Origin of the sequence: Pseudoclavibacter caeni (assembly GCF_008831125.1) — a bacterium.
GTDB lineage: Bacteria > Actinomycetota > Actinomycetes > Actinomycetales > Microbacteriaceae > Pseudoclavibacter_A > Pseudoclavibacter_A caeni.
In genome coordinates this window covers 459030-481500 of sequence record NZ_WBKA01000001.1, presented here as the reverse complement: position 1 = coordinate 481500, position 22471 = coordinate 459030, and the positions used below count along the sequence as shown (strand labels likewise).

Genomic DNA, 22471 nt, shown 5'->3' with positions numbered 1-22471 from the left:
GACCCCATGAGTCAGCCCGTGCTGCCCGATCACTTCGGCGCCGACCTGCCCGCCTGGGTGGCCGAGGAGGTCGCCGCCTTCGCCCCGCCGCTCACCGAGCGCGCCAACCGGATCACCCTGACGAACGTGCTCGCCGAGCGCAACTTCCGCGAGGGCTCCGGCGGTCCGTTCGCCGCGCTCGTCTACGACCTCGCCGAGGAGCGGCTCGTCTCCGCCGGCGTGAACCTCGTGCTCTCGTCGAATCTGTCGAGCGCCCACGCCGAGGTCACGGCGCTCTCGCTCGCGCAGACCGCCCTGGCCAGCTGGGATCTCAGCGCCGGCGAGATCGAGCTCGACGTCAACTGGCGCCCCTGCGCGATGTGCTACGGCGCCACGATCTGGGCGGGTGTGCGTGTGCTCGCGATCGCCGGATCCGGCGACGAGATCACCGAGTACACCGGCTTCAACGAGGGCCCGATGCGCGACGACTGGGCCGAGCAGATGCACCAGCGCGGCATCGAGGTGCTCGACGACCAGGCGAAGCCCGAGGCGATCGAGGTCTTCCGCCGCTACCGGGCGAGCGACCCGCTCGTCTATAACCCGGCGCGCGGCTGAGCCGGCGCGACCGGCAGCGTCCGTCGCGCGGTGAACCGACGCAGCCGACCGTCGACCGGATCACGGAGCGCCACAGCGACGGCGAGCAGCTGCAGCGGATGAGCCGGGTCGTCCGCCGGCGGGCCCCCCGGCCAGGCCTCCCGCACCGTCGGATACAGCGGATCGCCCGCGATGGGCAGCCCGAGCGACGCCAGGTGCACCCGCAGCTGATGGGTGCGCCCGGTGTGCGGCTCGAGCGCGATCAGGGCACGCCCCGCGGTGGACGCCACGCCCGGCAGGCCCTCGACCGCCGTGTCCTCCGCCGAGCCCGTCAGCATCGAAGCCGAGCGCCCCGACGACAGTGCCTCGGCAGCCGCATCCGCGCCCGTCGCATCCGCCGACCTGCCGCGAGCGGGCACCGCATCAGGCCGGTCGACGCGCCGCATCCGGGTGATCGCGTTCGGGTCGCCCGGCACCTCCTCCGCCTGCCAGACGCCGTGCCGCTTCCGGATGCGGGAGCACACCTCGATTTCCTCGCCCGCGAGCAGCCGGGTGCGCAGGCGGTCGCGCGCCGCATCGGCGGGAGCGGCCGCGGCGTCCGCCGCCAGCACGAGCGCGAGGTACCGTTTGCGCACGTCACGGCGCTGGAACAGCATCTGGTATGCCCCGCGCCACCGCCGCTCGGTCGTGCAGACGACGAGCCCGCTGGTGAGCCGGTCGAGGCGGTGCACCGGCTGCAGCTCGGGCAGGCCCAGCTCGTCGCGCAGCCGGGCGACCAGGGTCTCGCGCACGTGCGAGCCACGCGGAATCGTCGCGAGGAACGGCGGCTTGTCCACGACCACGAGCCGCTCGTCACGGTGGACGACGTGCAGCGCACCCGGCACGTGCGGCTCCGCGGGCAGGTCGCGCACGATCCACAGCGCCGTCCGCGGACGATACGGCTCGGCAGGGCCGACCGGTGTGCCGTCGTCGTGGCGGCAGCGTCCCTCGGCGAGCATCCGGGCCGCGTGCGCGGGGAACCGTCCGGCGACCCATGCGGCGAGAGTGGCCGGGTCGCGGTGGTCGGGACGGTGGCACGGCGGCGGGGTCACCACGCGGCGGACGCCGCACCCGGCCGGCACGGTCGCACCCTGGGGTCGGTCGGGGACGCTGGTCACCCGGCCATCCTACGGATGCGGCCGGCACCGCCCGAAGCATCCGCGCATTGGTGTCGTCGGGAACGAGCATCTTCGCGATCTCGATCGACGGTTCGGGCGTTCGTGCACTCATGGAGCCAGCCGGCTGCGTTCGTGCGCACGTCATCGTGCCCAGCGGCATTCCTGCCCACACGGCGCCGCTCCTCCCTGCCACCTGGGAACCGGACGCCCGAGTGCAGGAGGTCGAGCGCCGCGGTGCAGGAGGTTGGATACCGCGTCCGCGTTGTCCCCGGTCCCGCATGGCAATCGGCCGCCCAAGGCCGTTCGCCCCGGACGACCGCCCCCTCCTTCTCCCCGGGGAGGTCGACCGACCCCGCAGAGGAGACCGTCTCGACAGCGATGTCAGCCCCGGCGCGTAGCATGGCCGCATGCCCCGCCCCACCCCGTATGACGCCACCGCACCGACACCGGGGCACGAGGACGCGATGGCGCAGGGCAGCACCCCCATGACACCACCCGCACCCACCACAGCACAGCCCCCCGCCCCAGCGCCCACCGCCACAGCGCCGCACTCCGCGCCCACAGCCCCCACCCCCGACCCCGCTCTCCTCGCCCGGGCCAGGAGCGTGCTGCACGACGTGTTCGGGTACCCCGACTTCCGCGGCGACCAGGCCGCGATCGTCACCCATGTCGCCGCCGGCGACGACGCGCTCGTGCTCATGCCCACCGGCGGCGGCAAGTCGATCTGCTACCAGGTGCCCGCCCTGCTGCGGCCGGGGGTGGCCGTCGTGGTCTCGCCGCTCATCGCGCTGATGCAGGATCAGGTCGCGGCCCTCACCGCGAACGGGGTGCCCGCGGCGGCGCTCAACTCGTCGCTGCCCCCGGACGAGCAGCGCATGATCATGCAGGAGGCGCTGGCCGGCCGGCTGAAGCTGCTCTACCTCGCCCCGGAGCGCCTCGCCCACACCGAGACGCTCGACCTGCTCGGTCGTGTCGCGACCGGCCCCGGGCTCGCGCTGTTCGCGATCGACGAGGCGCACTGCGTGTCACAGTGGGGGCACGACTTCCGCCCCGACTATCTGCGGCTGGGCGCCCTGCACGAGCGGTGGCCCGGGGTGCCGCGCATCGCGCTCACCGCGACGGCGACCGTGCAGACGCGCGAGGAGATCGTCCAGCGGCTGGGCCTGCAGGGCGCGCGGCGGTTCGTCTCGAGCTTCGACCGGCCGAACATCCAGTACCGCATCGTCGAGAAGCACCGGCCGATCGAGCAGCTGGTGTCGTTCATCACCGCCGAGCACATGCACCCCGCAGACACCAGCACCACCGCCCCTCGTCCCGACGCCGGCATCGTCTACTGTCTGTCGCGGGCCGGGGTCGAGCGCACCGCGGCCGCGCTGAACGACCACGGCATCCCCGCACTGCCGTACCACGCGGGGCTGCCGGCCGAGACCCGCCAGTGCAACCAGGCCCGGTTCCTGCGCGAGGACGGCCTCGTGATGGTCGCCACGATCGCGTTCGGCATGGGCATCGACAAACCCGACGTGCGGTTCGTCGCGCATCTCGACCTGCCGGCGAGCATCGAGGGGTACTACCAGGAGACCGGGCGGGCGGGACGCGACGGCCTGCCCGCGACCGCGTGGATGGCATACGGGCTGGAGGATGTCGTCCGCCGCCGCCAGATGATCGAGCGCGGGGCCGGGGACGCCGCCCACCGCGAGGTGCAGCGCCGGCAGCTGGACGCGATGCTCGCCCTGTGCGAGACGCTCGACTGCCGGCGGGTTCGGCTGCTCGCCCACTTCGGCGAGGTGAGCGAGCCGTGCGGCAACTGCGACACCTGCCTCGACCCGCCGGAGCGCTTCGACGCGACGATACCGGCGCAGAAGCTCATGTCGACGATCGTGCGCCTCGAGCGCGACCGCCACCAGCGGTACGGAGCGGGGCACCTGATCGACATCCTGCTCGGCCACGAGACCGACCGGGTGCGCCAGCAGGGCCATGACACGCTCTCGACGTTCGGCATCGGCGGCGAGCTCTCCACGGCCCAGTGGCGGGCGGTGATCCGCCAGCTGCTCGCACTGGGCTACCTGCGCATCGCGAGCGACCGGTACGCGGTGCTCACGATCACTGAGGCGGCGGTGCCTGTGCTGCGCGGCGAGCGGACGCTGGAGCTGCGCCGCGACGTGATCGGCCGGGCGGGCGGGGCGTCCCGTCACCCCACCGGCCGCCGCGGCGCGCAGGATGCCGAGCCGCTGCCCGAGGCGCTGGAGCCGCTGTACCAGCGCCTGCGGTCGTGGCGCACCGCACAGGCGAAGGAACAGGGCGTGCCCGCGTACATCGTGTTCAACGACGCGACACTGCGGGGCATCACCCGGTCGCAGCCGCACTCGACGGCCGAGCTGGCCGAGGTCAGCGGCGTGGGCCGCGCGAAGCTCGAGGCGTATGGCGAGGCGGTGCTGGAGATCGTCGCAGACTTCTGACGATGAGGCGGCTCACACGAGACCGGCGTTGCGGGCCGCCTCGGCGGCGGCATGACGCCCGTTGACACGCAGCTTTCGGTACACCCCTGTCAGATGGGTCTTGACCGTGTTGACAGAGAGGTACATCCGCTCGGCGATGTCCCGATTCGTCAGGCCCTCTGCCACCAGAACGAGCACCTGACGCTCCGTCTGGGTCAGTCGGGCGAGCGGGATGGGAGACGTCAGCACATGAGGTACCTCCACCGCGTCAGAGAGCATGATCCGCAGGGTGTCGGACAGCCGGGAGCCGATCCGGTCCACGGCTTCGACGACGTCCCTGCGCGAGGCGAAGCGCAGCGCGAACTCGATGTCGCCGGAGGAGGACGTCGCCTCGACTCCGTTGAGCAGGGCCACCGCGCCGTCAGCGTCATCGGCCTGCAGACGCTGCAGCGCTGTGAGCGTCTGCAGCAGCGTCCGGGCACGCGGCACGAGCGACAAGCTCGTCCCCTCGACGAGCTCGTCCGTCGACACTGGACGGCCGGTGCCGGAATCCACGACCGCACGAGCGAGCCGCACCAGCGGATCGGCCAGGTCGTCTTTGTGAGGCTCGATCAGGTCCACGGCCTCGCCCGGGCGCCCCGCAGCGAGCGCCGCGAGAACGTGTCCGAGCAGATGCCGGCCCGGGACAGGGGCCTTCTCACCTTTCCGACGGGCCACCTCAGACCAGACGCCCAGCGCCTCGTCCGCCTGTCCGGCCAGCAGCAGCTGGAGACTGTAGCTCCAGGAGACGAACGGCTGCACGATCACCCGGTCTTGCCCGAGCACGAGATGTCTGATCACGTCGAGCCCGGTGCGATAGTCACCGTGCCACACAGCGTTCCATGATCTGGCGAGTGCTGCGAGCTCGGCCACCGATCCCCAAGCCGAGAGGTCATCACCGGCGAGCATCATCTCCGTCTCCGATACATCGGGGAGACGTGCATCGTCCGGCAGCAGTTGCTGGGCGAAGTAGCCCTCCAGCACGCTGATCCCAAGCCGGGCGACCAGACGCCCCTGTTCGTCCGTCCCTTCCGCGAGTGCTCGCAGCAGCAGCGTGCGCGCGAGCGTGAGATCCCCTCGGATGATCGCGATCGTTCCCACGATGAGGTCGGTGCGACCGGCCTCGCCTCCAGTGCACAGCCCTCTGTGCAGGGCTTCGGCTGTGGCACGTGCGACGATGTCGACCGCCTCGCCATGCGATTCCCAGAGGTCGAGCGCGGCGCAGCCGACGACGATGCCCAAGGCGCTGCGCAGCCGCTCCGGAGGGGTCCCGTTCCGCATGCGATCTTCCAGGATCGGGAACACCAGCATCGCGCGACGCGTGAGTCCGGGGTCCTCCCGAATCGTCCGGTAGGATTCCAGCGCAGCCAGGATGGTGCACATGGGCAGCTCGGCACGCCGCTCGTCCGACAGTGCGAGCATCGGGGCGAAGCCGTGCACCCGACGCGTCCAGATCATGTCGGTGAAATGCGCGGTGACGAACGTCTCGAGCTCCGCTGGTCCCCCCACGTCCTGCAACAGGGCGACCGCGGCCTCTGGCCGTCCGTGCTCGCCATACCATCCCACCAGTCGAGTGACGAACTCCGCGGCGGTGTCCGCGTTCCGATGCGGCAGACTGCGCGACCACTCGGGGATGACCGTCCGCATTCCCTCGTGCCAGTGGAAGAGTCCACCGGTGCTGGGCCGGTACTCGAGACGGACGTATCCGGCTGCCCGCAACCGGTCGACGGCATGCAGCGCACCTGGCAGGACCTCCTCAAGCGCGTCGAGATCGGCCGAGGGCACCGCGATCAGCCCGGCCATGACCCGCAGGAACGGACTCTCGCCCTGAGGCGCGCGCAGCAGCTCGAGGAACCCCACCGTCGCATACCGCATCAGGCCGACAGCAGAGACAAGCTGAGCTCGACCCACCTGGGCGGCGCTCACCTCGCGAAGATGTGCCCTGGTCTCTGGCGCGGGCGTCTGCAGGTCCACGGCATGAGCCCAGTCGCGCTCGACCCCGCCAATCACCACCCGCACGTCGTCGCCATCCGAGATCATCCGCTCGATTCCGGCGACGCGCAGCAGCGTCATCGCCGTGGCGAGCGGATGTCCTGCCGTGAGCTCGTGCACACGACCGATCAGCTCAGCAGTGGGGCGCATCCCGAAGTATGCGGCGAGCATCCCGATCTCCTCATCGCGGAAGACGAGCTCGCCATCACCGATCACGGTCAGGCTCAGGCGAGCGACGGACGCGGTCGCACGAAGTCCTGACGCGTCGAGCAGTGAGCAGAGCACGTCGACTCCGCTGCGCACCATGGCGATGATGATGCGATCCAGTGTCGGCGAGGCCTGCCACTCGTAAGCGACGAGACAGATCTGTGTCCCGGCCCAGTCGTGCAACAGGGTGGGGAGGTCCCGTTCGAAACGAGCGAGATCAGCACGCCCTCGAAGAAGGTGATCGATTCTGGGATCCTCCCGGGCATGCTGGGCGAGATCCTGCCCGACCTGCTCGGCGAACTGCTCTGCAGCCAGGGCGAGGGCCTGGGCGTCACCAACTGGGGTCTGAGGGAATTCGATGCACACGACGCGACGGGCATCGGCACCACGTCGCGCGCGGAGCTGCTCGGCACGCTGTCGGATCAAGGCCTGTTTGCCGACGCCCGGCAGACCCTCGATGATGGTGAGCGGGGCGGAGCGATCGAGTCGGTCGAGCACCCGTTCACGCACTGCGCGACCGGTGGGACGGCTTCCTGCATAGTCCATCACAGCTCCCTGACTCACCGGGCGCGTCATCGATCCTGAAGCGCTTCCAGCACCGTGCGATCAGGCCCGGCCATGTGTGACACCTCGGCGATGCCCGAGGGATGGGCCCCGCGACACGCCTCTGGAGCACAGTGCGGAGGATGGGGGATTCGAACCCCCGAGGGCTTTCACCCAACACGCTTTCCAAGCGTGCGCCATAGGCCACTAGGCGAATCCTCCAGGTCGTCCCGCCCGCCGATCGATGTGGAGACAACGAACCCGGCACGCGGCAACTCGTGCAGTCTACCTGACGACGCCGCCTCGTGCACGTCGACCGGCGGCACGGCTCCTACCCGCCCTGCTACACTGTCTTTCGGCCCCTCGTGCGACAGCATCCAGGCCAACTCCCCCAGGGCGGAGACGCAGCAAGGGTAACCGGGCTCTGCCGGGTGCGCGAGGGGCCGCTTTCATGCCCCGAGTCCGCCGACGCGCTCCGCCTCGAAAGCCTGCCGGCCGCCCCGTCCTTCTCCGGGCACGCACCCCGTCTCGAGACCTGCCCGCCATGCCGGCCGCCTCTGGGCACGCGCCGTGTTCCGCGCCCCGGCCACGCCTCTGCGACCGACCAGACTCTCCACGCCATCCCCGCCCGCGCGCGTTCGCTCACAGGGCATACCGGGCCCGTTCGATGTCGGCCCCGGCGGGTACGCTGTTCACGTGGTCACCGCACTGTATCGACGCTATCGCCCGGACACCTTCGCCGACCTGATCGGTCAGGAGCAGGTGACGGCGCCGCTGATGACCGCCCTGCGCCATGACCGGGTCGGCCACGCGTACCTTTTCTCCGGACCGCGCGGGTGCGGCAAGACGACCTCGGCGCGCATCCTCGCCCGGTGCCTCAACTGCGCGCAGGGGCCGACGGACACTCCCTGCGGCGAGTGCCCGAGCTGCCGCGACCTGGCCACCGGCGGGCCCGGCTCGCTCGACGTGATCGAGATCGACGCGGCCAGCCACGGCGGCGTGGACGACGCCCGCGACCTGCGCGAGCGCGCGGTGTTCGCCCCGGCGCGCGACCGCTACAAGATCTTCATCATCGACGAGGCGCACATGGTCACGGCCGCGGGCTTCAACGCGCTGCTGAAGCTCGTCGAGGAGCCCCCGGAGCACGTGAAGTTCATCTTCGCGACGACCGAGCCCGAGAAGGTCATCGGCACGATCCGCTCGCGCACGCACCACTATCCCTTCCGGCTCGTGCCACCGGCCACGATGCTGCCGTTCCTCGAGAGCATCCTGGCGCGCGAGCAGGTCACCGCCGAGCCGGGCGTGCTGCCGCTGGCCGTGCGCGCGGGCGGGGGCTCTGTGCGTGACACGCTCTCGGTGCTCGACCAGCTGATCGCCGGCAGCGAGGACGCCACCATCTCGTACGCGCGCACGATCGGCCTGCTCGGCTACACGCCTTCCGACCTGCTCGCCGAGGTCGCCGACGCGATCTCCGCCCGCGACGCGCAGCGACTGTTCACGAGCGTCGACCGAGTCATCCAGACCGGGCAGGATCCCAGGCGGTTCGCCGAGGACGTGCTCGAGCGGCTGCGCGACCTCATCGTCGTCAAGGCCGCCCCCGACCAGGCGCCGGCGATCCTGCGAGGCACGGCGCAGGACGAACTCGACACGCTGCGTCGGCAGGCACGCGACTTCGGCCCGGCCGATCTCTCCCGCGCCGCCGACACCGTCAGCGACACGCTCGACACGATGGGCGGCACCACGAGTCCTCGCATGCAGCTGGAGCTCATGTGCGCCCGGCTGCTCGTGCCTGCGGCCGACACGGCCGAGACCGGTGCGCTCAGCCGCATCGAGCGCCTCGAACGGCGCATCGGGGTGGACGCACCCACCGCCCCGTCCGGCAGCCCCACCCCCGTCCGTGCCGCGGCGCCGGCGCAGCCCGCGGTGAGCACGGGGTCGGCCCCGGCCGGTGGAGCGCCCGCCCGGCCGGCCGCTGTCGCGCCGACGGCCGCGAGCGCGGCCCTGCCTCCCTCGAGCGCGGCCGGACCGGCCGGGCCCGGCACACCCGCACCCGCCTCGTCCGCACCGGCCACCTCTGCATCCGGTGCTCCCGCTCGCCCCGCACCGTCCGCGCCCCCGCCAGCAGGGGCCGCACCCTCCGCACCCGCGGCCGCCACAGCGGCCCCCGCATCGACATCGGCTTCGACAGAGCCAGCCGATGCGACGGCACCCGCGCAGCCGGCCACCAGGCCAGCCGCTCCGATGGCTCAGCCCACGCCGACATCGACACCGGCGGCCCAGGCCGCCACCGCCCCGGCCGCGGCAGGCCCGGTCTCGGCGACCCCGCTGACGATCGCCCAGGTCCAGGCCGGATGGGATCAGGTGCTCGCCGCCCTCGCACAGCACAACCGTCGGGCGTGGATCGTCGCGACGAACGCACGGCCCCAGGCTCTCGATGGCGACATCCTCACCCTGAGCTTCGCCTCGGCCACCGATGCCGAGAACTTCCGCAGCAGCCGCGGAGCGACCTCCCATGCCGCGGCCGACGGGGTGCGCGAGGCGCTGCAGCAGGTGTTCGGCGTGCGGATGCGGTTCCGTGCCCACGCCCCAGGCCGGGCCCCGCAGCGGCCGACCACCACGCCGCAGACCCCGGCATCGCAGGCGCCCACTCCTGCTGCGCAGGCTCCCGCCCCCATCTCTCAGGCTCCCGCCCCCGCTGCGGGGACGACGGCCGCGACGCCGGCCGCTCCCGCCTCGACGGCGCACACCGCCCGGCGCACGTCGAAATCGGCCTCGTCGACCACCCGGCCTCAGCGCTCCCAGAGCCCCGCCCCGGCACCGGCACCCTGGCCGGAAGAGCTGCCGCCCGAGCCGGACGACTACGGTGACAACCCGGACGCCGCCGGCTACGCGCCGCGACCCGCCGGCTGTGGCGCACCGGCTGCATCCGCGGGGCCGGCCTCCCGGAACGCGGCCCCGAGCTCCAGACGGCCCACGGGTTCCGGCACGCCAGCCGCGACCACGCCCACCGACCCTGCAGCGCCCACACCAGTGGCGCCCGAGCCTGCAGCACCCGCCGCACCCGCGGGGCCGGCGACTCCCGCATCCGCCGCGCCGGCCGAGCCGGACGACGATGCGCCCGCCTCCGTGACCCCACAGCACCACGCCCGGTACGGCGAGGCCGTGCTGCGCGAGATGCTGCACGCGAAACCCATCGACGGGCAGTGAGCGGCGCTGGCCGGCGGCGTCGACCGGCGCATGGCCGGCCCCGCATCCGCCGGCAGGCACCCGCCCGGCCAGCACCCACCGGCAGGCCGGCACGCACGGGCCGACCGGCCGCCCTGCGGCAGACAGGCACCACGATAGCGACGAGAACGACGAGGAGCACATGTACGAGGGGCTGATCCAGGATCTCATCGACGAGCTCGGCCGGCTGCCCGGCATCGGGCCGAAGTCCGCCCAGCGCATCGCGTTCTTCATCGTGCAGGACGAGCACTACGACCCATCCCGCCTGGCGACCATCCTCGCCGCCGTGCGCGAGCACGTCCACTTCTGCAGTGTGTGCGGCAACCTCACCGAGCAGGAGCAGTGCAGCGTGTGCACCGACCCCCGCCGCGACCGGTCGGTCATCTGCGTCGTCGAGGAGCCCAAGGACGTCGCCGCCATCGAGCGCACCCACGAGTACCACGGCCTCTACCACGTGCTTGGCGGCGCGATCAGCCCCATCGACGGCATCGGCCCCGAGCAGCTGCGCATCACGAGTCTCATGCCCCGCCTCGCCGACGGCACCGTCAAGGAGATCATCATCGCCACCGACCCCAACCTCGAGGGAGAGGCGACGGCCACCTACCTCGCCCGCCAGCTCGGCTACCTCGACGTGAAGGTCACCCGCCTCGCCTCCGGCCTGCCCGTCGGCGGCGACCTCGAATACGCCGACGAGGTCACCCTCGGCCGGGCCTTCGAGGGCCGCCGCGCCATCTGACCCGCCACGCGCCACCGCCCCTTCCGAGACGTCCTCCCCTCACGCCGAGCCGTCTGCTCCGCGCATCCCGGATGCACCGGCCGGACGCGCCCACCGGCGTCCACCCGCCACCCGGCCCGCTAGACTGAAAGGCACGGCCCGCGCCCGGGCGTGCCGCGCGAGGACGCGAACGCCACGGGGCGACCGGTGCGACTGACGTCCCGCGACGCCGCCGCCCGCGGGCCGCACGAACACGAAGGCAGACAGGAACCTCAAGCGTGGCACTCATCGTTCAGAAGTTCGGCGGCTCGTCGGTCGCCGACGCCGAGGGCATCAAGCGCGTCGCCAAGCGCATCGTGCAGACGAAGAAGGCCGGCAACGACGTGGTCGTCGTCGTCAGCGCCATGGGCGACACCACCGACGATCTCATCGACCTCGCCCACTCCGTCACCCCGACGCCGAGCGGACGCGAGATGGACATGCTGCTCACCGCCGGCGAGCGCATCTCCATGTCGCTGCTCGCGATGGCGATCATCAGCCTCGGCGTCGAGGCGCGATCGTTCACGGGGTCGCAGGCCGGGCTCGTCACCGACGCCATCCACGGCAACGCAAGCATCGTCGACGTCACTCCGAAGCGCGTGTTCAAGGCGATAGAGGAGGGCGCGATCGCCATCGTCGCCGGCTTCCAGGGCTTCAACCGCGGCACCGGCGACATCACGACCCTCGGCCGCGGCGGCAGCGACACCACCGCCGTCGCCCTCGCCGCGGCGATGCACGCGGACGTGTGCGAGATCTACACGGACGTCGACGGCGTGTTCACCGCCGACCCGCGCGTCGTGCCCACCGCGCACAAGCTCGACTTCATCACCAGCGAGGAGATGCTCGAGCTGGCCTCCTCCGGCGCGAAGGTGCTCTACATCCGCGCCGTCGAGTTCGCCCGCCGCCACCATGTCGCCCTGCACGTGCGCTCGTCGTTCAGCAGCAAGCAGGGCACCATCGTCGCCGAGACCCGCGCCGAGGCCCGGCGACTGCGCCGCGCCGTCGACCTGAACCGGGCTGCGCCGGCCGTCGACCCCGCACAGAAAGAGGAGGACACCGTGGAAGCACCCGTCATCACCGGGGTCGCCACCGACAAGAACGAGGCCAAGATCACCGTCATCGGCGTGCCCGACACGATCGGCCGGGCCGCCCAGCTGTTCAACCTCGTCGCGGGCGAGGGCACGAGCATCGACATGATCGTGCAGAACGTCTCGGCCGCTGCGACCGGGCTGACCGATATCTCGTTCACCCTGCCCACCGGCGACGGCCCCCGCGTGGTCGCCGCGCTCAACCGGCACAAGGCCGACCTCGGCTTCGACTCGGTCGTCTACGACGACCAGATCGCCAAGCTCGCGATCGTCGGCGCGGGGATGCGCACTCACCCCGGCGTCTCGGCCCGCTTCTTCAGCGCGCTCGCCGAGCAGGGCATCAACATCGAGATGATCTCCACCAGCGACATCCGCATCTCGGTCGTCACCCGCCTCGACAGCCTCGACGAGGCCGTGCGCGCCGTGCACACCGCCTTCGGGCTCGACGCCGACGGCGAGGCCGTCGTCTACGGCGGCACCGGGCGCTGACCCGACACAGGCACCGCCCCGGCGGGTGCCGGCCCGGCGGACGCCAAGCCGACAGGCACCGACCCGCCCGGCTCCCGCGCCGCCGGGGCACCGCCGACTGTCGCACCGTGAACGACGGCGACCCCGCGGCGAGGCCGACCTCCTACACTCGAAACAGCCGGCCGCGTCCGCGCGACCGCACTGACGGCCACGGCGCCCCGGCGCCGCGCACCGTGAACCGCAGACCACACGAGGGAACCATGAACGCCACCACCGCATCCGCCCACCCCAACCGCCCGCTCAACGTCGCCGTCGTCGGCGCCACCGGCCAGGTCGGCGGGGTCATCCGCCGGCTGCTCGACGAGCGCGACTTCCCTGTCGACCGGCTGCGGTTCTTCTCGTCGCCGCGCTCGGCCGGCACCACGCTGGAGTGGCGCGACCGCACGATCACCGTCGAGGACATCACCGCGACGGCCACCGACGACCTGCGCGGCATCGATCTCGCGCTCTTCTCTGCCGGCGGGGCGGCCTCGCGCGAGCACGCCCCGCGCTTCGCCGAGGCCGGCGCGATCGTCGTGGACAACTCGTCCGCCTGGCGCCGCGACCCGGACGTGCCGCTCATCGTCAGCGAGGTGAACCCCGAGGCGCTCGCCGACCTGCGCAAGGGCATCATCGCCAACCCGAACTGCACCACGATGGCCGCGATGCCGGTACTCAAGCCCCTGCACGACGCGGCCGGGCTGCGCCGGCTGATCGTCAGCACGTACCAGGCCGTGTCGGGCTCCGGGCTCGGCGGCGTGCGCGAGCTGGCCGAGCAGGCGCAGGCCGCGGTGGAACAGGGCGCCGCCGGGCTCACCTTCGACGGGCGCGCCGTCGACTTCCCGCAGCCGAGAAAGTACGTCGCCCCGATCGCGTTCGACGTGGTGCCGCTCGCCGGCGAGATCGTCGACGACGGCACGCTCGAGACCGACGAGGAGCAGAAGCTGCGCAACGAGAGCCGCAAGATCCTCGGCATCCCTGACCTGCGCGTCGCCGGCACCTGCGTGCGCGTGCCCGTGTTCACCGGCCACGCCCTGTCGATCCACGCCGAGTTCGAGCAGCCCCTCACCGTGGCCGAGGCGACCCGGCTGCTGCAGGATGCTCCCGCGGTCGCGCTCAGCGACGTCCCCACGCCGCTGCAGGCCGCCGGCACCGACCCCAGCTATGTGGGCCGCATCCGCCAGGACCAGACCGTCGACGACGACCGCGGCCTCGTGCTGTTCGTCACGAACGACAACCTGCGCAAGGGCGCCGCGCTCAACGCGGTGCAGCTCGGCGAGCTCGTCGCCCGCGAGCGGTTCTGAGGCCCGCGGCCGGCGCTCGCGGCGCCCACGGGAAGCTGGGATGCCCCTGCCCGACCGACGACACGCGATCGAGCCACCCGCACCCGCGAGCGAGAGGATGACCCGTCCGCTTCCAGCGCCCGAGCGCGCCCGCGTCCGGGGCGCGCTCGGGCGTCAGATGACGTCGGCGGGGCGGACTATGATGAGTCGGAGCAGCGGTACAGCCGATGCGCGCCGGCAGGGACGCCGGCCAAGGCCGAAGTGAGACTGGAGACCCGTCAGTGACTACACCACTTTCCCGCAATGACCGCGACGTGATCCTCGTCGGCGCGGGCATCATGAGCGCGACGCTCGCGACGTTCCTGAAGATCCTCGAGCCGGACTGGACGATCGAGGTGTTCGAGCGCCTCCCCGGCGCCGGTCGCGAGAGCTCCGACCCCTGGCACAACGCCGGCACCGGCCACTCCGCCCTCTGCGAGCTGAACTACACCCCGCAGGGCCCCGACGGCACGGTCAACATCACCAAGGCACTCAACGTCAACGAGCAGTTCCAGCTCTCCCGGCAGTTCTGGGCGCACCTGGCGACCGAGGGGCACCTCGACCCCACCGCGTTCATCCACACCGTGCCGCACATGAGCTTCGTCACCGGCGATCCCAACAGCGCGTTCCTGAAGGCCCGCTACGAGGCGCTGAAGGACAACCCCTTGTTCCAGGGCATGGAGTTCAGCACCGACCGCGACACCATCCGCGAGTGGGCGCCGCTGCTCATCGACGGCCGCGACGAGAGCCAGACGATCGCCGCCACGCACAATAACGCGGGCACCGACGTCGACTTCGGCGCTCTGACCAAGGCGCTGCTGAAGTTCGCCTCCGAGCGCGGCACCGAGATCACCTACAACGCCGAGGTGCGCGACGTGAAGCGCGGCGACGACGGACGCTGGACGGTCACCGTCCGCGACCGCGGCAACGGCAGCACCGAGGCGTACACCGCCCCGTTCGTGTTCATCGGCGCCGGCGGCGGCGCCCTGCACCTGCTGCAGAAGAGCGGCATCCCCGAGATCGCCGGCTTCGGCGGCTTCCCGATCAGCGGGCAGTTCCTGCGCGCCAAGCGCACCGGCGTCGCCAAGAAGCACCAGGCGAAGGTCTACGGCAAGGCCGCCGTCGGCGCCCCGCCGATGTCGGTGCCGCACCTCGACACCCGCTACGTGGGCGGCGAGCAGCACCTCATGTTCGGCCCGTACGCGGGCTGGTCGCCGAAGTTCCTCAAGAACGGCCGGTGGACCGACCTGTTCACGTCGATCCGCCCGGGCAACCTGCTGCCGCTGCTCAACGTCGGCGTGACGAACTTCGACCTCGAGAAGTACCTGGTCAGCCAGCTCACCCTCGACCACAAGAAGCGCATCGCGGCGCTGCGCGAGTACTACCCCGAGGCGAGGCCCGAGGAGTGGGAGCTCATCGTCGCCGGCCAGCGTGTGCAGGTCATCAAGAAGAAGGGCAAGGGCGGCACGCTGCAGTTCGGCACCGAGGTCGTCGCCTCCTCCGACGGCTCGATCGCCGGCCTGCTCGGCGCCTCCCCGGGCGCCTCGACCGCCGTGCCGATCATGCTCAACCTGCTCGACCGCGCCTTCCCCGAGCAGTTCGAGGGCAAGTGGGCCAAGGCCGTCAAGACCCTCGTGCCCACCTTCGGCACGAAGCTCGCCGACGACCCGGCGCTCGCCAAGAAGACTTTCGAGGCCACTTCGGAGGCGCTCGGCCTCGCGAAGTGAGGCGCTCGGCCCGGCGTGAGGCGCACCTCGGGAGAGGCTCGCACTGACGGCGGGTGACCGGGACCAGCAGAAGAGGAGAACCCGGCGATGCCGGGTTCTCCTCTTCTGCGTTCCAGACGCTCTGAGACTGTCCCGTGGCATGAGACGAGGCGACACGGACCCCACGGTCACCCGCCGCCCGGACAAGCACCGGGACGCGTCCCACCACACCGCCCGCGTCACGGATTCAGCAGATCCACCTGCTCAGCACCAGACCGACCCAGACCACTGAATCCCCGTCACAACGCTGAATCCGCGAACGCAGCCCCACCGCCGGGGACCCACACCGCCACCAGGGGCCCGCACCACCGCCCGGCACCGGCGCCGACCCGCCCGGCGTGTCCGCGCGCGCCGCTGCCTAGACTTTCCGCGTGCACCTTCACACCCCCTCCCCCGATGAAGACGCCCCCGCGGAGCCCGCGACCCCGTCCGCCGTCCCGGACTCGCCGACGACCGCGTCCCAGCCCGCGCCGGCATCCGCGACCCCGCGGCGACCGGCCACCTCGACCGCCCACCGCCGCATCGCCCTGCTGTCGCTCGCGCTCGGCGGCTTCGGCATCGGCATGACGGAGTTCGTGACGATGGGCATCCTGCCGCAGCTCGCGCAGGGGCTGCTGCCCGACCTCGCCGCGACCGACCCCGAGGCCGCCAACGCGCAGGCCGGCCACCTCATCTCGGCGTACGCCGCCGGCGTCGTGGTCGGCGCCCCGCTCGTCACCGCGTTCACCGCCCGCTGGGCGAAGCGGCGGCTGCTGCTCACGGTGCTCGTGTGGCTCGCCGTGGCGAACCTCGGGGTGGCGCTCGCGCCCGTGTTCGGCGGGGTGATGATGATGCGGTTCCTCGCCGGCCTGCCGCACGGCGTGTACTTCGGGGTCGCGTCCATCGTCGCCGCCCGACTCATCGGTGTGGGCGCGCAGTCCCGCGGCGGCGCGTTCGTGCTCGGCGGGCTCACCGTCGCGAACGTCATCGGCGTGCCCTTCGGCACCTGGATCGGCCAGCTGACCAGCTGGCGGTCTGCCTACCTCGTCGTCGCCGCGATCTTCGCCCTCACTCTCGTCGCCGTGGCGCTGTTCGTGCCCGGCGAGGCCGGCGACCCCGACGCCAGCATCGCCACCGAGTTCCGCGCCTTCCGCCGCCCGCAGGTGTGGCTGACGATCGCCATGGGCGCGATCGGCTTCGGCGGCTGGTTCGCGTTCTACAGCTACATCTCGCCGATCGCGACGGACGTCGTGGGCGCCCCCGAGGCACTGGTGCCACTCGTGCTGGTCGTCACCGGCATCGGCATGACGATCGGCAACGCGCTGGGCGGACGCTTCGGTGACCGCTCGCTGTTCGGCACGATCCTCGCGTCGTTCGCGCTCATGCTCGTGCTGATGATCATCGGCCCGCTCGTCCTCGGCGTGCGCTGGGCCGGCGCGACGGTGATGCTGTTCGCGTTCGTGCTGCTGATGGGCGTGGGCTCGTCGATGCTGGGGCCCGCCGCGCAGGCCCGGCTGATGCAGGTGGCGCCGGGCAGCGAGACGATCGCCGCGGCGAGCCATCACGCGGCGTTCAACCTGGCCAACTCACTGGGCGCGTTCCTCGGCGGGCTCGTGGTCGCATCCGGCGCCGGGTACCTGGCGACACTGCACCTGGGCGTGTGGCTGACCCTCGCGGGGATGGCGATCATGGCCGTGTCATTCGGCCTCGACCTGCGCCCGCGACGGATGCCGCTGCCCCGCTGACGGGCTCAGGCCATGTCGTCGAGCGTGGCGTCGGCCTCGTCGCCCTCGTCGCTCTCGGCGTCGTGCGTGAGCTCGGCGTCGATGGAGCGGATCAGGTCGTCCGGGTCGTCGGCGAGGAGGTTCTGGAAGGTGTCGTTGTCCTCCATCGCCTCGAGGCCCGCCTCGATGGCCTCGTCGACGGTCTGTCCGGCGTCGATGGCGGTCCAGAGCACCTGCTTGTACTTCTGCAGGGCGGCCTCGATGGCCTCTTCGCTGGCGTAGTTCTCAGGCATGCACTCATTGTCGCACGCCGCGGCGGCCCGGTCAGCCGCCGATCGCGCCCTCGTCGCTGACGCTCACGTCGATGCGTGAGAAGTTCATCCATGACCGCGACGCGGTCGGCCCCCGCTGGCCCTGGTAGTGCGACCCGTACGCCTTCGAGCCGTAGGGGTGCTCGACCTCGCTGGAGAGCTGGAAGAAGCACAGCTGGCCGACGCGCATGCCCGGCCACAGTTTGATCGGCAGCGTGGCCATGTTCGACAGCTCCAGGGTCACATGCCCGGTGAATCCTGGGTCGACGAATCCGGCGGTGGAGTGGGTAAGCAGGCCGAGCCGGCCGAGCGAGCTCTTGCCCTCGAGTCGGGCGGCGATGTCGTCCGGCAGCGTGACCCGCTCGAACGTCGCGCCGAGCACGAACTCGCCGGGATGCAGCACGAACGGCTCGTCCGGATCGACCGCGATGAGCCGGGTCAGCTCGGCCTGTTCCTCAGCCGGGTCGATCACCGGGTACTTGTGGTTGTCGAACAGGCGGAAGTACCGGTCGAGCCGGATGTCAACGCTCGCCGGCTGCACGAGCATGTCCTCGCTCGGGTCGATGCGGATGCGCCCGGCGGCGAGCTCACGCCGGATGTCACGGTCGGAGAGCAGCATGCGGCCAGTCTAGCCGGCGGGCGCGGCCGCTCACGCCGCGGCCGGCCACAGCATCCCGCCCCAGATCGCGGCCGCTGCGGCGGCGAGCCAGAACAGGGCGACGAACCAGCCGTCCCGCGCCCGCCACGGGATGTCGTAGCGCTCGGTGCGGGTGGGCGCGGCCCCGAACGCGCGGGCGTCCATCGACAGCGCCACCCGCTCGGCGTGCCGGAGGCCCCCGGCGAGCAGCGGCAGCGCGTACCCCAGGCCGCGGCGCAGGGCGGCGAGCGGGCCGCGACCGGCGGAGACCCCGCGCACACGGTGGGCGCGGCGGATCTGCTCGAGCTCATGCCCGAACCGCGGCACGAACCGGTAGGCGGCGAGCGTGGTGTACCCGAGTCGGTAGGGCACGTGTGCGCGGGCGACGAGGGCCCGGATGGTGTCCGGCCCCGTCGCGGTGAGCCCGGGGACGAGCCCCAGCGCGGCGAGGGCCGCGACCCGCAGCGTGACCCCGAGCCCGCTGAGCCAGGCGCCCACGGTGAACGTCCATCCGTCGATCGTGAACAATGGCCGATGATCGGTGACCCGCCCCGGGTCGACCCACACCCCCACGCTCACGCTGAACACGAGCGTGCCGACGAGGATGCCCGCCACGATCGCCGAGAGCCGACGCCACCCCGCCCCGGAGCCCGCCACGACCACCGCGAGCGCGAGGGCACCCACCCCGGCCACGGCGCCCATCGAGGGCAGCGCGATCACCACGACGAGCAATGGCAGCACCGCGAGCAGCTTCGCCACCGGGTTGAGCCGGGCCAGCGGCGCCCGGCGCGGGCGTCGGGATGCGGGCACGAGCGGGTCGAACACACTCACCCGGCTCGGCCGCGGCGTGGCACGTCGGCCGTGCTCAGAACGGCGGGAGGGGTCGGGACCGTGGGCGGTCTCCGAGGGGTCGGCCGCCGCAGACCCCCGCCCCGAGACCTCCGCACTGCCGCCCTCGGGCACCCGCTCGAGCCGCATGCCGCGCAGCTGGCCGAGCCGGGCCACGCCGGCCCAGCCCGGCAGCTCCTCGACCGCGCGGGCGAACGGGGGCGGCAGCAGGCCCGCGGCGCGCGGGGCGGGGCCGGCCAGCACATCCGCCGCCGGCCCGCACGCGACGACCCGCCCGTCGTCGACGACGGCGACGTGGGTGGCGCTCTCGGCGACGAGCTGCATGTCATGGGTGACGATGACGACCGTGGTGCCCTCGGCGACGAGTCGTTCGAGCAGCGCGACGAGCTCCTGGGCGCGGGCCTGATCCTGCCCGTAGGTGGGCTCGTCCAGGCACAGCAGCGGCGCGCCGGTCACGAGCGCGGTGCCCACGGAGAGCCGCCGCTTCTGCCCACCGCTGAGCAGGTAGGGATGTGTGTCGCGCAGCTCGGCGAGGTCCAGCCGGTCGAGCAGCGCGTCGACCCGTGCGGCGATCTCCTCGTCGGGGCGCCCCTGCAGGCGCAGGCCGTGGGCGATCTCCTCGGCGACGGACTCGGTGATGAACTGGTGCTCCGGGTTCTGGAAGACGAACCCGACCGCGGCGGCCAGCCGGCGCGAGCTCACCCGCGCGGGGTCGACCCAGGCGCCCGCTACGTCCCGCACGGCGACCACGCCCGGCGGCGGGGCCACGACGCCGGCCAGCCGGTGCAGCAGAGTGCTCTTGCCCGCGCCGTTGCGGCCGACCACCGCGAGGAACGCGCCCCGCGGCACGTCGAGCGACACATCGTCGAGCAGCACGCGGCCGCCGCGGCCCGGCGCGTGCACGGTCAGGTGGCGGATGCGCGCGGCAAAGCCCGCATCGGACCGTGCGGGGGCCGGCGAGGTCGGTCGGCGGGAGGCGGCCACCACCGTCACGTCCGGCCCCTCCGCCGGGGTCGAGACCTCGCTCCCGGCCGTGTCACACGCCCCGTCTGTCGCACCACGCCCGGCCGCCACGACGTTCTCCTCCGCACCGGCCTCTCGTGCCCCGGCGTCCCCGCCGTCCCCGACCGGCACCGGCCGCAGCCCGGTCAGTGCCCGGCGCAGCTCGGCGGGGGTCAGCGGCAGCGGGTCCAGGCCGAGCAGCCGGCCCGCGCGCAGGCTCGCCGGCAGCCACACGCCGAGGGCGGCCACCTCGTCCGCATGATCGACGAGCGTGCACCGGGCGGGCCCGTCGAGTCGCACCCGACCGCGCCGGTCGAGCACGACGACCCGGTCGACGACGTCCATCGCGTCGTCCAGGTCGTGCTCGACGAGCAGGATGGCGTGCGTGCGTTCCCGGGCCAGCTCGCCGATCAGCCGGTAGACGTCGACGACCCCCCGCGGGTCGAGGTTGGCGGTCGGTTCGTCGAGCACGATGACGGGCGACCCGAGCGCGAGCGCGCCGGCGATCGCGAGCCGCTGGCGGCCTCCGCCGGAGAGGTCGGCCGGGTCATCGAGCCGCCGCCCCCACAGCCCGACCCGGCGCAGGGCCCGCTCGGCGCGGGCGAGCACCTCGGCGCGCGACAGGCACAGGTTCTCGACGCCGAAGCACACCTCGTCGAACACGGTCGCGGTGACCAGCTGCGCGTCCGCGTCCTGGAACACCATCGCGACCGTGCGGGCGAGCTCGGCGACGGTCGCGTCGACCGTGCGGCGGCCGGCGACGACGACCTCGCCGGTCAGCTCGGCGTCCGACTGCAACGGCACGAGCCCGTCGAGGGTGAGCGCGAGCGTTGACTTGCCAGCGCCGGAGGGGCCGAGCAGCAGGGTCACCTCGCCGAGGTGCAGGTCGAGCGTGGCGCCGTCGGGGGCCGGGTGCGGCGCGCCGGGATGCGTCACCCGCACCTCGGTCGCCCGCACGATCGGTGCAGATGACGAAGGTTTGGGCATGCCGACCATCGTCGCAGCACCGGCCCCACGGGGCAACCGGGCACGCGGCGGTGGGCGGCATCCGATCTCGTGGACGGGATGAGCGGCGCTGTGCGCCCGGCTCGCCACGTCGGCGCGGGCCGCTGGGTGTGCCGCCCGGTCCCGCGGGCAGGATCGGCGCCGCAGGATGCGACCGATCAGGCCGCGCCGAACACCCGCCGCACGTCGTCCGGGTCGACCTCGGACAGCCGCGCGGGGTTCCAGACGGGACTGCGGTCTTTGTCGATCACCTGGGCGCGCACGCCCTCGCGGAAGTCAGGCCGGGCGGTGAGCGCCGAGCAGACCCGCAGGTCGGTGTCGAACACCTGCTCGAGCGTCTGGCCGACGGCGAGATCCAGCGCATGCCGTTCGACGGCGAGGCTGAACGGGCACATGCCCGCGATCGTGTCGGCCAGCTCGTCGGCCTCGGCGATGCCGCGGTCGCGCAGCGCGTCGATGACCGCCTGCGGGTCGGGGTCGGCCAGATCCTGATCGATCATCGCCTGATGCTCGACCAGCCGGGAAAGGGGCGGCTCCACCTCCGCGTCGGCGATGACCGCCCGCACGGCACGACGCCCCGCCTCTCCCGAGCCGACCCCGCCGGCGAGACCGTCGACGATCTGGTCGAGCCAGTCACTCGGCACGAAGTGCCTGGCCAGCCCGACCGCGATCGCGTCCTGCCCGGTCATCTCGCCGGCGGTGTACGCGAGCAGGTGGCCGAGCCGCCCCGGGGCGCGGGCGAGCAGGAAGTTCGCCCCGACGTCGGGCATCAGCCCGATGCGCACCTCGGGCATCGCGACCCGCGAGCGCTCGGTGACCACGGGGAACGCGCTGTGAGCGGTGAGACCGACGCCGGCGCCCATGGTGATGCCGTCCATGAACGCGACGATCGGCTTCGGATGCCGGGCGATCGCGAGATCGAGGGCGTACTCGGCGTCGAAGAAGTCGTAGCGGGCGAACGCGGACGCCTGGGCGAGCCAGCGGATGTCGGCGCCGGCGCTGAAACCCCGCAGGCCGGCGCCGCGCAGCACGATCGACTCGACGCGGTCGTCCTCGGCCCAGTCGTCGAGCAGCGAGTGGATCGTCGTGACCATGTCGAGGGTGACCGCGTTGATCGCGCGCTCCCGATCGAGGGTGAGCTCGGCGACACGACCGACCGTGCGCCAGGCGACGTGCTGGGTCTCGGAGGTCGATGCGGTGCTCATGACGACGATCAAACCAGATGCACCACCGGGATGGCATGCCCGGCCGTGATGATATATGTCCGCGCGCACCCGCCGACGCGCGCCCGGGCTGTCGGCCGCGGATGCCGCTACAATCTGTGGGCATGAGCGCACAGGCGATGGGGCATGGCGA

At 72.4% G+C, this 22471-nt stretch carries 15 protein-coding genes, 1 tRNA gene and 1 other RNA gene; 10 read left to right on the top strand and 7 right to left on the bottom strand.

Going from position 1 to position 22471, the window contains the following annotated elements; translation table 11 throughout:
• The first annotated feature begins 6 nt into the window (after window positions 1-6).
• Window positions 7-594 (top strand): deaminase, encoded by a 588-nt coding sequence (locus tag F8O02_RS02200; RefSeq protein WP_158035587.1) that lies wholly within the window; start codon window positions 7-9, stop codon window positions 592-594.
• On the opposite strand, the gene F8O02_RS02195 is transcribed toward F8O02_RS02200, so the two are convergent.
• The gene (locus F8O02_RS02195; protein WP_218859503.1) at window positions 573-1730 is read right to left on the bottom strand and encodes a pseudouridine synthase; all 1158 of its coding nucleotides are present in this window, start codon (window positions 1728-1730) and stop codon (window positions 573-575) included. The genes F8O02_RS02200 and F8O02_RS02195 overlap by 22 nt on opposite strands.
• A 407-nt stretch (window positions 1731-2137) precedes the next feature.
• Here F8O02_RS02195 and recQ point away from each other — a divergent pair, with 407 nt between their 5' ends.
• Window positions 2138-4186 (top strand): DNA helicase RecQ, encoded by a 2049-nt coding sequence (recQ, locus tag F8O02_RS02190; RefSeq protein WP_218859505.1) that lies wholly within the window; start codon window positions 2138-2140, stop codon window positions 4184-4186.
• Window positions 4187-4198: 12 nt separating this feature from the next.
• Here recQ and F8O02_RS02185 read toward each other — a convergent pair whose 3' ends face one another.
• Window positions 4199-6502 (bottom strand): helix-turn-helix transcriptional regulator, encoded by a 2304-nt coding sequence (locus tag F8O02_RS02185; RefSeq protein ID WP_179416214.1) that lies wholly within the window; start codon window positions 6500-6502, stop codon window positions 4199-4201.
• A gap of 165 nt (window positions 6503-6667) precedes the next feature.
• Here F8O02_RS02185 and F8O02_RS08975 point away from each other — a divergent pair, with 165 nt between their 5' ends.
• Complete coding sequence (locus F8O02_RS08975; RefSeq protein WP_179416215.1) at window positions 6668-6988, top strand: hypothetical protein; 321 nt, start codon at window positions 6668-6670, stop codon at window positions 6986-6988.
• A 95-nt stretch (window positions 6989-7083) separates the two neighbouring features.
• Here the strand turns inward: F8O02_RS08975 and F8O02_RS02180 are convergent.
• Window positions 7084-7168: transfer RNA gene (locus F8O02_RS02180), tRNA-Ser, on the bottom strand.
• A 132-nt stretch (window positions 7169-7300) separates the two neighbouring features.
• Between F8O02_RS02180 and ffs the strand changes: the two genes are divergently transcribed.
• The 7 genes from ffs to F8O02_RS02145 all read left to right on the top strand — a co-directional run bounded on the left by ffs (window position 7301) and on the right by F8O02_RS02145 (window position 17332).
• Window positions 7301-7397: signal recognition particle sRNA small type (gene ffs / locus F8O02_RS02175), an RNA gene on the top strand.
• Window positions 7398-7642: 245 nt separating this feature from the next.
• A complete protein-coding gene (locus tag F8O02_RS02170) occupies window positions 7643-10153 on the top strand; it encodes a DNA polymerase III subunit gamma and tau (RefSeq protein WP_158035585.1) in 2511 nt (836 codons plus the stop codon).
• A 160-nt stretch (window positions 10154-10313) separates the two neighbouring features.
• Window positions 10314-10907, top strand: a complete 594-nt coding sequence (gene recR / locus F8O02_RS02165) for a recombination mediator RecR (protein ID WP_158035584.1) — start codon at window positions 10314-10316, stop codon at window positions 10905-10907.
• Between the two features lie 257 nt (window positions 10908-11164).
• A complete protein-coding gene (locus F8O02_RS02160; RefSeq protein WP_158035583.1) occupies window positions 11165-12502 on the top strand; it encodes an aspartate kinase in 1338 nt (445 codons plus the stop codon).
• Window positions 12503-12741: 239 nt separating this feature from the next.
• Window positions 12742-13824 (top strand): aspartate-semialdehyde dehydrogenase, encoded by a 1083-nt coding sequence (locus tag F8O02_RS02155; protein ID WP_158035582.1) that lies wholly within the window; start codon window positions 12742-12744, stop codon window positions 13822-13824.
• Between the two features lie 260 nt (window positions 13825-14084).
• Entirely contained in the window at window positions 14085-15569 is a 1485-nt protein-coding gene (locus F8O02_RS02150; protein ID WP_225734058.1) for a malate:quinone oxidoreductase, read from the top strand.
• A 410-nt stretch (window positions 15570-15979) separates the two neighbouring features.
• A complete protein-coding gene (locus F8O02_RS02145) occupies window positions 15980-17332 on the top strand; it encodes an MFS transporter (RefSeq protein ID WP_225734057.1) in 1353 nt (450 codons plus the stop codon).
• 5 nt (window positions 17333-17337) lie between these two features.
• Here F8O02_RS02145 and F8O02_RS02140 read toward each other — a convergent pair whose 3' ends face one another.
• From F8O02_RS02140 to F8O02_RS02125, 4 genes are all read right to left on the bottom strand, one after another.
• The gene (locus F8O02_RS02140) at window positions 17338-17604 is read right to left on the bottom strand and encodes a hypothetical protein (RefSeq protein WP_158035580.1); all 267 of its coding nucleotides are present in this window, start codon (window positions 17602-17604) and stop codon (window positions 17338-17340) included.
• 31 nt (window positions 17605-17635) lie between these two features.
• Complete coding sequence (dcd, locus tag F8O02_RS02135) at window positions 17636-18241, bottom strand: dCTP deaminase (protein WP_158035579.1); 606 nt, start codon at window positions 18239-18241, stop codon at window positions 17636-17638.
• A 30-nt stretch (window positions 18242-18271) separates the two neighbouring features.
• On the bottom strand, window positions 18272-21097 hold the full coding sequence (locus F8O02_RS02130) for an energy-coupling factor transporter ATPase (protein WP_158035578.1): 2826 nt from the start codon (window positions 21095-21097) through the stop codon (window positions 18272-18274).
• A 176-nt stretch (window positions 21098-21273) separates the two neighbouring features.
• Complete coding sequence (locus F8O02_RS02125) at window positions 21274-22320, bottom strand: enoyl-CoA hydratase/isomerase family protein (protein WP_158035577.1); 1047 nt, start codon at window positions 22318-22320, stop codon at window positions 21274-21276.
• Between the last annotated feature and the right edge of the window lie 151 nt (window positions 22321-22471).